General features: G+C 33.2%; 11 protein-coding genes. 10 read left to right on the forward strand and 1 reads right to left on the reverse strand.

Going from position 1 to position 10,834, the window contains the following annotated elements; translation table 11 throughout:
* The first annotated feature begins 2 nt into the window (after positions 1-2).
* The 10 genes from CDOMF_RS10540 (at position 3) to CDOMF_RS10585 (ending at position 9,745) form a co-directional block, all read left to right on the forward strand.
* Entirely contained in the window at positions 3-338 is a 336-nt protein-coding gene (locus tag CDOMF_RS10540; RefSeq protein ID WP_260953232.1) for a hypothetical protein, read from the forward strand.
* Complete coding sequence (locus CDOMF_RS10545) at positions 338-2,152, forward strand: type IV secretory system conjugative DNA transfer family protein (RefSeq protein WP_260953233.1); 1,815 nt, start codon at positions 338-340, stop codon at positions 2,150-2,152. Before CDOMF_RS10540 ends, CDOMF_RS10545 begins: the two co-directional genes overlap by 1 nt.
* 103 nt (positions 2,153-2,255) lie before the next feature.
* Positions 2,256-2,699 (forward strand): hypothetical protein, encoded by a 444-nt coding sequence (locus tag CDOMF_RS10550; protein ID WP_260953234.1) that lies wholly within the window; start codon positions 2,256-2,258, stop codon positions 2,697-2,699.
* The gene (locus CDOMF_RS10555; protein ID WP_260953236.1) at positions 2,699-2,953 is read left to right on the forward strand and encodes a hypothetical protein; all 255 of its coding nucleotides are present in this window, start codon (positions 2,699-2,701) and stop codon (positions 2,951-2,953) included. The genes CDOMF_RS10550 and CDOMF_RS10555 overlap by 1 nt, the downstream gene beginning before the upstream one ends.
* Entirely contained in the window at positions 2,950-3,228 is a 279-nt protein-coding gene (locus CDOMF_RS10560) for a hypothetical protein (RefSeq protein ID WP_260953237.1), read from the forward strand. Before CDOMF_RS10555 ends, CDOMF_RS10560 begins: the two co-directional genes overlap by 4 nt.
* A complete protein-coding gene (locus CDOMF_RS10565; protein ID WP_260953238.1) occupies positions 3,225-3,932 on the forward strand; it encodes a hypothetical protein in 708 nt (235 codons plus the stop codon). Before CDOMF_RS10560 ends, CDOMF_RS10565 begins: the two co-directional genes overlap by 4 nt.
* Before the next feature lies 1 nt (position 3,933).
* The gene (locus tag CDOMF_RS10570) at positions 3,934-4,266 is read left to right on the forward strand and encodes a hypothetical protein (RefSeq protein ID WP_260953239.1); all 333 of its coding nucleotides are present in this window, start codon (positions 3,934-3,936) and stop codon (positions 4,264-4,266) included.
* The gene (locus tag CDOMF_RS10575; RefSeq protein WP_260953240.1) at positions 4,266-5,084 is read left to right on the forward strand and encodes a hypothetical protein; all 819 of its coding nucleotides are present in this window, start codon (positions 4,266-4,268) and stop codon (positions 5,082-5,084) included. The genes CDOMF_RS10570 and CDOMF_RS10575 overlap by 1 nt, the downstream gene beginning before the upstream one ends.
* Before the next feature lie 55 nt (positions 5,085-5,139).
* Positions 5,140-7,329, forward strand: a complete 2,190-nt coding sequence (locus tag CDOMF_RS10580; RefSeq protein WP_260953241.1) for a type IA DNA topoisomerase — start codon at positions 5,140-5,142, stop codon at positions 7,327-7,329.
* A 58-nt stretch (positions 7,330-7,387) separates the two neighbouring features.
* Entirely contained in the window at positions 7,388-9,745 is a 2,358-nt protein-coding gene (locus CDOMF_RS10585; protein ID WP_260953242.1) for a hypothetical protein, read from the forward strand.
* A 65-nt stretch (positions 9,746-9,810) separates the two neighbouring features.
* On the opposite strand, the gene CDOMF_RS10590 is transcribed toward CDOMF_RS10585, so the two are convergent.
* The gene (locus CDOMF_RS10590) at positions 9,811-10,065 is read right to left on the reverse strand and encodes a hypothetical protein (protein ID WP_260953245.1); all 255 of its coding nucleotides are present in this window, start codon (positions 10,063-10,065) and stop codon (positions 9,811-9,813) included.
* Positions 10,066-10,834 lie beyond the last annotated feature (769 nt).

The following is a 10,834-nucleotide window of genomic DNA, read 5'->3' on the forward strand; positions in this document are numbered from 1 at the left end:
AAATGAAAAGAGCAATCGTCGCCCTTGTTATATTAAAGATTTTTAGCATAAATTTATTTGCGTGTAGTGGCTGCACCGATTCATTTATTGCGCCGATAAAATCAGCAGAGGCAATCGCAAAATATAATACGGAAGAAAGTCAGATAGCGGCTCAAATAGCTCAGATAAATATCTATTTTCAAGAAGCCATTATAGCAACAGAAAAAAGAAATTTAATAGAAAATGAAAATCTAAATGCGCTTGCAAAGAATAAGGCACTAAAAGAGCGTAAAGAAAAATTCATAGTAAAAACACAAAATGAGATACAAAGCGTTATAAATAATATTGAGGGGCAATAATGCAGCATCACAATTCAGAACTTCAGTATTATAGACCTAAAGAATTAAGCCTAAAAGAGTTGATACAACAAAATGAAATATATCGGTTTTTTATTTATTCTTGCGCTTATATATCGATACTGCTATGCTTAATTGCTTCAATAAAAAGCAACAGCGTTAATATAACCCTGTTTATTTCAGTAAGTATTCTTATCTTATCGCTTACGGCAGTTTCATTTTATCTTACCCCTGAAAAACGTGATGATAAAGAAATCATTATTGAAAACGATCCAAAAAAAGATTATCTAATATCGCTCGGAACAGAAGTTAAGAAATTTTATGGGGATGCGGTAAAGTCTGGAAAGGCTCAAAATAATAAAACCCGTCCTATCTTAGTCAATGCTGAAACTATGAAACGTCATTTTTTATGTATGGCTACCATCGGAGCTGGAAAGTCTGTTTTGATGAAAGGCTTGATAGAACAATATGTCTTGCTTGGTGGCGGTATGCTGATCGTTGATGGTAAAGGAACTGATGAATTTGCCAAAGAGATTTACGGGCTTGTGGCAAGCATAGGTAGAGAAGATGATTTTGTGTATCTAAATTTTCTTGATATGGACAATACGCACACTATAAACCCGCTTTTAAGCGGAGGGGCTTTATCTATCTATGAGATTATGATCTCGCTTCTAATAGGCGAAGAGAATGAGTGGAAAGAGAAGCAAAAAGAGTTTATGAAATGTATTCTAAAGCTAATGGTATATAAAAGAGATAATGAACGAGATTTTATCTTTGATTTCTCGGCGCTTACTGAGATGATGAGCCTACCGACGCTTGTAAGACAAGCTTTAAAATACAAAGATATAGCAAAATCAAACGTTGGCATAATGGACTTCATAAAATATATTACTTCAACAATTGAGATCGATTTAAATGAATTTTTAAATGGCAATGCAGAAGATAAAAAATGGGTTGATAGCGTTATGAAAAAATGTAGCGGAGATGGACAAGGTATTTACGATGTCTCTGTTTGTGTCGGCGCGTGGCGTAACGTCATAACAAACCTAAGCTCAGACTATGGTAGAATTTTCAATGCTCCTAATCCTGATATAAGTCTATGGGAAGCAACTCAACGTAATAAAATCATCTTTGTAACCTTACCGACTATGGATAGTGATACTACGCCAAAAGAGCTTGGCAGACTTATATTAGGACTTATCAAAGGCGTTGCGGCACAAAAGGCTAAATTTGCTAAAGAGCCTAAAATTCCTTTTGTATGTTTCCTTGATGAGCTTGGCTCATACGTCATTGAGGGTTTCGGGCGGCTTGAGTCAAAATCAAGATCGCTTGGCATTAGTGTATTTCCATTTTTTCAAAGTCCAGCTCAAATCGATGTCGTGGCTAAAAACGACTATGAGAGAAAAGAAATTATAGACGTTACAGGTGTGCATATACTTATGAAAAATATGCATCCTGATACAACGGAATTTTACGCAAAAATGGTTGAGAAGAAAAAAATAATGAGCAGAGATTTTACTGCAAGAAGAGAGCATACGAAAGGAAGTGGCGCAGTAGAAGATAGCTATAAAGTAGAAGAAAAAGATGCGATTGAGCATAATGAAGTTGTAAATATGAATAACGGCGAAATGATAGTATTTGCAAACGGAAAAATGCATAGAGCCATAGCGCAAGCGGAAAGCTCGCTTCTATCGCAAGGTAAAAAGACCACTTACAAAATGATGAGCGACGATAAAATTCCGCTTACGCAATATGTTAGCAAAAGAGATTTTCTAAGCAAAGCCTATCAAATTATCAAAGACGTAAAAGTGGCATAATTCCAAAAATTAAAAGGTTACATTTTGTAACCTTTTAAGCTAAATTTTATAATACCCAAAAGCATTTTTTATATTATCTTTGTAATTTTTTTAGGAGTTACAAATGCAATTAATAGGAAGATATGTTTTTGAAAATTTTGAGATCGGCGATGAAATTAAAAGTAAGATGGATTTAATAGAAAAATCCAAACTTTCTTATGATGAGTTTAAAAAATACGAATATGCAAAAACTAAATTTCTACAAGAGCGATTTAATCAGAACCTAAGCGATAAGCAAAAGAATATTATACTAAATAAGCATATTCACGAAACTCTCACGGCATTTAATGCTATTTTGGAAAATAATCAGCTGAACTCTTTTTTCCAATTTATGACAGACTTAGAACAATTTAAAGATGATCCTACGCCCGATAAAGCGGAGCAAATAAAAACAAACATTCAAACATTAAAAGAGTTAAATTTAAGTTCAGAGCAATCTGAGTTTTTATCTCAAGTGGAACAACTAGATTTTGATGAAGTGCTTACAAATCCTAAAAGGATGAGATAATGAAATATAAAATACTATTTCTAATTGTTATTTCGACTGCGTCTTATGCACAAATCGTATCAAATGCCATTGATCAAAAAAGCGCATCTCAGCAAAATTTAACCGATACCATAACATCACAAAATACAGCTCATAAAAATTATATAAATTTAAATAAGGATATATTGCTTAGTAAGTATAGCAATGTATTCTTAATTCATCAGAGAAATGAACTTATATTAAATCAACTAAAAGTTAGAGGTGTTAAACAATGAATAACATAGAAAAAATAGCTGATTTTATCGCTAAATGTGATAATAAGGACTTCATCAAGGCACTTATTTGGTATGAAAAAGATTATTTATTTGAAGATAGTAATTTGACAAATGAACAAAAAGCAGAAGTGTTAGATAATGCCTATAATGCAATAATGGCGAATAGTCAAGCTTCGCTTTTGGGCGACGAGCATTCCGAGATCATAGATGAAGTTTTAACAAAATACTTGGAAGAAAATTCTGAACAAACCAAAAAAAGACAAAGAACAAGATGAAAATTTTAAAAATCTTATCACTAATTTTTCTTTCAAGTATCTATATCTTTGCAGATGATGCAATAGGAAGCAGTGCAGGAACTCAGCTGATTGCAACGGCTTTTACCTTTGGGACGGCTGGATTTGCATTCGCCACTCTGCCTTTCTTATTCGTTTTAGTTAATGGAATGATAAAAGCTAATAGTGGGCATAACGCTCACTCTAGCAACTTTACGGGCGTAATATCTTTTGCTTTTCTAGTGCATCTATGCTCTTGCGTATTCTTTATGATAGCTATTAAGCTACTTGATATTTTAGGAGCATTGGGAAAAGGAACGGATTATTTTTCAAACAAGGTCTTTACGCTCTTTTGGACGCGAGGAGAGAGCGCAGTTTTTTCTTTGGCTGGAGCTAGTGGAAGCGTAGAAGACAGAGGGGCGTATTTACAGCTTTTTGTCGTTCAAACAATAGTAGATTGGGTTATCATCTTAATGCCTATCGTAGTTTTCTTTACAGCTTTTGCTTACGGAATGGCGGGAGCTAAAAAGGATCAAATGCACACAAACGTATTACAAATCATAACGTGGTGTGCCATTGCGAATATAATGGGTTATTTTGCCTATTTTTTATGGTCGAATATAGCTAGTCTCGCCCTATTTATTCCTAATGGTGGAACTATCATATCAAAAACATTAGAGCTTTATACTGAAATTATGGGAAAATAAAATGAAATACTTAGTAACTTTATTCTTTTTAGTAATAGCTACTGCTAACGGTGCTACTTGGTCGAATATGCAAAAAAGCGGATTTAATCAAGCTTGGGAGCGAACAAAAAATTTTACCACTCAAGAAAATGAGAAAATAGAACAGTTTTGGACGGATGAAATAAAACCTCTAATTGAGAAAATAGCCGAGCAGGTCAAACTAAAAGAGCAAAATTTAAAAACAATAAAAGCCTTAGAAGCTGAAATAAATTTAACCGATAAAGAGATACTGTTTTTATTTGAAAAAGAAAAACAACTACTAGGAAACGAAGCAAACGTGAAAGGGATTAAATAATGGAAAAATGGAGCTTGGAATATGCAAAAGAGTTAGAGGATTTCAATTTAAATAAATCAATCAATGAAATCTTAAATGATAAATTTTCGCATCAAGAAAGAGAGTTTTTAAAAGATATTTATTCGTGGGCTGATTACGATCTTGATACATTTGATCCTAAAAAAGTTTTTGAATATAGAGCAAATTGGGATAAGACAAGTCCGTATCAAATAATTGCAAACGAGATAAGTTATAACCACGGCAATCCTGATAAGATACTTAAGAGCTGCTATGAGGACTACGATAATCTTTTCGATGAAAACCATCGCTACGCGGAAGTATTGAATGTTGTGTGCGAAAAATTTGTAGAAATTGATAAAAAGCTACACGAGCATTTATATGTAAAAATTGATGAATTTGAAAAAGCGCAAGAGCTAAAAGATGATGTTATGAACTATTTGACCGATGAAAACAAAGAGTTTTTAGCGCGCCTAATGAAAGATAACGATAGAGCCACTGATTTTAGAGTAGAAAAATTTATTCGCAATGATTTGGTATTTGGTGGAGATACAACGCTTATAATATCTGCAAATTTAAAAGAAACAAATGAAAAAATATCTTTACAAGTAGATTTGCCAACTCTTAGCGCAGATGTTTTTTTAGATGAAATGCGTAGAGACATAAAGCAATATGAAAGTGAAAATCCTGAGCCGAATTTCTTTTGCGGAGATAAAGGTGTTTCATTTTTCTTAAAAACAATGCCATTTGAAGACTTGGAGCGCATAAACAACGAAACATCTAATCAAGAACAATCAAACACAAAAAGATATAGGAGGTAAGTAAAATTATGGAAAATGCTTATTTACAACAACTAGATTTAGAAAGTAAGAAACTATGCAAAACACAATAATCATCATTGAAAGCCCAAATAAGTGCGAAAAGATAGAAAAAATAACAGGCGCAAAGACCTATGCAACAAAAGGACACTTTAAGGAGCTAAGCAAAGATATCGTAAAAGATTATCAAAGCTATGAGCCCGTTTTTGAATTTAAATTTGAAAGCAAAAGCAGAATAAATGCAATTTTAAACGACTGCAAAGGCAAAGACGTAATAATCGCAACTGATCCCGATAGAGAGGGTTATGGTATAGGCTATATGGTCTATGAGATTATAAAAAATTCGGCAAAAAGCGTAAAAAGGGCAGAATTTCACGAAATTACCGAGAGCGGAATTAAAAAAGGACTTGAGAAAGCCGTGCCGTTTGCGAGTTCAAATTTAAAAGAGTGGGATAGCTTTAAGGCAAGAGCGGTGGGTGATAAGCTAGTGGGCTTTATAATGAGTCCTGAATATATCAACAAATTAAACGACAAAAATCTATCAGTAGGTAGAGTTCAAACTCCTGCTCTAGCTTTAATAGTAAAGCGAGAGCTAGAGATCAAGGAATTTTTAGCGAGCGATGCAGCAAAGCAGATAGATTACAAGATCAAAGCCAAATTTAAAACCGCTGACGGCGTAGAATTTAGCGGAGTAAATGATAATATCTTTAAAAGTAAAGATGAAGCCAACGCCAAAATAGCCGAGCTTAACGGGCAAAATTTAGCAAAAGTCTATCAAATAGACGTAAAGCAGAGCCAAACAAAGCCGCATGCACCATTTAGAACAAGCCAGCTTCAAGAATATGCAAACAAAAGGCTAGGGTTTAGCTCGGATAAGACAATGAGCCTAGCTCAGAAGCTATTTGAAAAAGGGCTTATAACCTATCACAGAACCGACAGTAATAGTTTATCGGTTGAATTTATAAATGAAGTAGAGGCTAAATTTAAAGACCAAGAGTGGTATGAAAAAAGGGAATATAAGGCAGGAAGTCAAAGCCAAGCTGAAGCACACGAAGCCATAAGAATAAGTCATATCCACGACTATACAAGTATAGAGCAAATCGCCAAAGACGAGAGTTTAACGGATGATGAAAAAGCACTATATGAACTAATTTTTTTAAATTCGCTTCAAAGCCAAGCTAAAAATGCAATCAACGAAAATAAAATCTACGATATAGACATAAAGGCGTTAAGCTTCAAAGCAAAAACTACAAAATGCATATATCAGGGCTTTAAATCAGCCATAAAATATACGGCAGACGATGACGAAAGTGATGAAGCAGAAAAGATAGACCTAAATTTAAAGCAAGGCGATGAAATCCAAATTGTGGGCTATGAACTTCAAGAGGTAAGAAAACAAGCCCCGCAGCACTACAAAGAAAGCAACTTCATTTCCCTTTTAGAAAAAGAGGGTATCGGCAGACCAAGCACTTATGCTACGTTTTTACCGATACTCTTAAAAAGAGACTTCATAGCCATAGAAAAAAAGGGAAAGAGCGAAAATATCATAGCTACCAACAAAGGTATAAATTTTATACAAAATGTCAAGGTTAATGACGACTGGATCACACAGAGCGAATTTACCAAACAAATGGAAAGCGTGCTGGATGAAATCAGTAACGGCAACGTAAGTTATTTGGACTTCATAAAACCGCTACACGAGAAAATGGGCTTTAAAAAGCTAAGCTCGAGCGAAATAAAACCTCCAAGCGAAAAACAGCTGGAGTTTGCCAAAAAGCTAGCGAGCGAGCAAAATTTACCGCTACCGCAAGGCATAGAGCAAGATTATAAAATTTGCTCGGCTTTTATCGATAGGCTTCAAAAGACTGCACTGCCAAGCAAAACAACAAACAATAAAGAAGCTATAAAGTGTCCTGAATGTGGCAATGGTATTTTAAGGCTCATAAAGGGGAAAAACGGAGACTTTTTTGGATGCTCTAATTACTCTCAAGGATGTAAATTCTCCGCAAATAGTATCAACGGCAAACCCGATTTTACCAAAAAAGATAAATCAAAAAATAGCAATCAAGCAACAAATAATCAAACGACTGATTATGAATGCCCTAGTTGTAAAAAAGGCAAACTTATACGCCATCCTAGCAAAAACGAACCAGGCAAATTTTGGTATGGTTGTAGCGAGTGGAAAAGCGGTTGTAAATTTATCTGCTTTGAAAGTGATGGGAAACCAAATTTAAGCTCTTATAGCTGACTGACAAGAAAAACAAAGACTAATAAATATAAAAAATACAAAAGAAGAGTGAGATAAAATGAACTTAGCACTATTAGCACTTGCTGGAACAGCCCTTGCAGGAACATATTTTGGCTTTAAGAAAAAAGACCCAAATATGAATATTTCAAGTTGTTTTTTCGATAAACTGGCAAGCCCCGTTTATAACCTTTTTAATGACTGGCATTCTAACTCTCTATTTCTGATCGATCACATAGGCGAGGACTATGTTAGCACAAATACGCCATTTAAAAATTTATACGCCGTAAAGCTAGCTACAAACCAAACTATTAAAACTTATCTAAGTAACGATAAAATAGAGGAGATCATAAGGGATTACAAAGAAAGCAACGATGCCTTTATCTTTTATCTCTTGCATAAACAGGGCAATTATCAAAAGCAATATATTTTGACACACAACAAGACTATTGCAAAGATCATTGCTGATTTTTATGATACGTCGCTTTTAGACGGCGTTGAAATTGTTAATCTGCTTTATAACTCATATATGCAAAATAGCTTTTTTATCGACAATAAGCAGCTTCATCAAAGCCTTTATATAAATAGAGATGATGAGCTGAGCGAGCCTGAATTTTTACAATTCAAACGTCTTGCAAAGCAAGCAATCCGTAAAAACTATCAAGATGTGTCTATGTTTCAGGCATACAAGCACTTAAACATAAAAGAAAGCGATATTCTAGGTATTTTTAAATTAAAATTTACAGGCACGATTTGGATATATATCGATTTTAGTAAAAATCACGTGGAAAATCATATATCAAGACTTATAAATTACTCAAAAATGATAGGAAATAAAGCTCCATTCGTAGAACTACAAGATGCTTATAAAAATAAAGAAATAGACTGCGCCGTTGTCAATGCAATGGCATTTTTAAAAGACTATGATGATGAGGTTATAGGAAGCTTAGGAAGCTATTTAAAAACCAGCTTTATCAAAAAAGAGATTTATCGCTCAAACCATTTTCAAAAAAATCTTATCAAATTTAGAGATAGCGAATTCGATTTTCTAGTCAAAAGCGACTATCTATATAACTATATCGCAAGTATTCACAAAACAAATATTTCAAAACCTGATATTTTTGGCACTGATAAAAATGGCTCATTTTTGAACTACTCTTTCTCGGCAGAAAATGATAATCCACATTCAGCCATAATAGCTAAACCGGGTAGCGGAAAATCTGTATCAAAACAAAAGATAATGGCTCAAATGATAGGTCTAAATTTTGCCGATGGCTCTTGCGCCAACTTGGGCAAAAATCCAAACAACGTGCGCATTAGAAGCTACGATATAGGCTTTAGCGATGAAAAATTTATGAAGCTTATTGCATCAAATCCTAATAATAGCACGGCTATCATCGACTCAAGCTTGGCGAACTTTAGTTATAACATCGTCAATATACCAAATTTTAGCAATAAAGAGCTATTTGAAGCAGATATGCAATTTAACGTCGATCTTTGCTCTATCATTCTTGAAACTCAAAATGCAAAGCCGCTTAGTATAGAAGAAAGCTCGCATCTAAAATCGATCTTTAGAGAACTTTATGAGAGTAAAGAATACACGAGATATAGAGTAATTAATCTTGAGGAGCAAAATAAAGAGCTTTATGATGAGCTTTTAGAGCTGGGGTATAAGACGGATACATTCTTGCAGGATATAACCGAAAGCAAATATGACTTTCTTAAAGTACCTCTATTAAACGATTTTGTTAAAAAGGCGGAGCAAAGAAGTAAATCAAAGCAACTCAAAGCTGACGAGCAAGCTTCTTTCTCGAGTTTGGCAACAAAGCTAAACTCAATAGAAATGCTAAATTTGTTCTCAAATTTCGACAAATTAAAGATCGACGACGTCGATGTCTTAAATATGGACTTAAACAACTTTAAAGAAAGCTCGCTTTTTACAGCCATATTCCTATCAATATTTCAAAAAACATACTTAAAAGATAGAGAATACGCCCTAGAGTGCAAAAGGCTAGGCAGACCAGCACCAAAGCTATTTTATGCGGTAGAAGAGGCAAAAAACTATTTTAGAAACAATCAAACTTTCACAGATATGTTCGATAAAGTAACTCTCGAGGCAAGAAAATATAACGTGCATCTATGCTTCATAGTTCAAAACGCCGATCACATCCCGTGGGGTATTTTGAAAAACATTGATACGAGAATTTTTCTACTTAGACCCGATAAGAAAAATGAAGTTATAGGCGAAGTTAGAAATATGTTTGGAGACAATGGAATGTTGCCAAAAAATCTTGAAATAGCACTACTGGAAACCAAAAAATACGAAATGTGCGTTTGGTATAGTAGCGGTGTCTTTAATATGAAATTTGATATTACACCTGATGAAATGGCAGTATTTAGCACAAATCCGAATGAGTAAAAATAAATGCAAACAAGAACAATAATGATAGTAAGAATATAAAATAACACCAGAGCCTATTAGTTTTATCCCAAATCAACGATTTCTAATAGGTACTCAAATTTTCCTATTTTTTTACTAAAACATTTTTTACCTTTATAGATTAAAAATTTTTTATTTGAAGTTCTTCTTTTAATACCGTCAGCAAATCTGGCAACTGGGAAAAAACCTTGCCCTTCCTTTAATATCATCGCTTCATTAAAAGGATCTAAGGTTAACTCACATTTTAGTATTTTCTCTGCCTCGTTTTTTAATTCGTTAGCTATTTCAATAAGTCTCATTATTGTCCTTTTTTATTTAATTATAACAAAAAATCATATTAAATTTCTTATATTCTACTCTAAATTTAGTCTTATACTATCAAATAAGTAATGATATATTACTGATATGATAGTGTTATGATATTTAATCAGTAGTATATAAATAATATATCAGTATTAGTTTATTATCATTTAAATAGTTAGATATTACTAAGTTGTTAATGATATAATATTAACTAAATATTGAACTAATAACGAATTGTTATCAAAGCATTATTTTTTAAAATTTTCTACATTATTTTATCAGGCTCAAGTAGATACTTCTTGGCAAGATATAGCTCATCTTTTTTAACTCATTATTGCTCTCTAAAATCTTGACAACAAACTGCTCAGTATTTAAGGTTTAATTTTAAAAAATTATCTAAAGAAATCATAATCAAAAACTCCAAAAAATCATATATAGCATATCTTAACATAACTTTAAAAAATAGGCAAGTCGGATTATTTTGATAAGCTCACAAAAGCTACTCGAGCTAGAGATTTTTCTCAAAAAAATAAGCAAGCTGACAAGATAGGTCAGTATGATTTTTATGATATAAAATATTATAAAAATATATTCTTAAATAAAACTAAAGATATGATAATTCTAAGAATAACTTAAGGATAACAAATATTAAAAAATACTTAAGCATATATAATAAGCTTAGATGAAACTTATGCTATATGAAATAGGCTAGGGGAGTGAGTGAGATGACTCACGTATAGTAACCGCTTCGCTATCCACTTAACC

It is taken from the genome of Campylobacter sp. RM16187 (genome assembly GCF_025319965.1).
GTDB lineage: Bacteria > Campylobacterota > Campylobacteria > Campylobacterales > Campylobacteraceae > Campylobacter_A.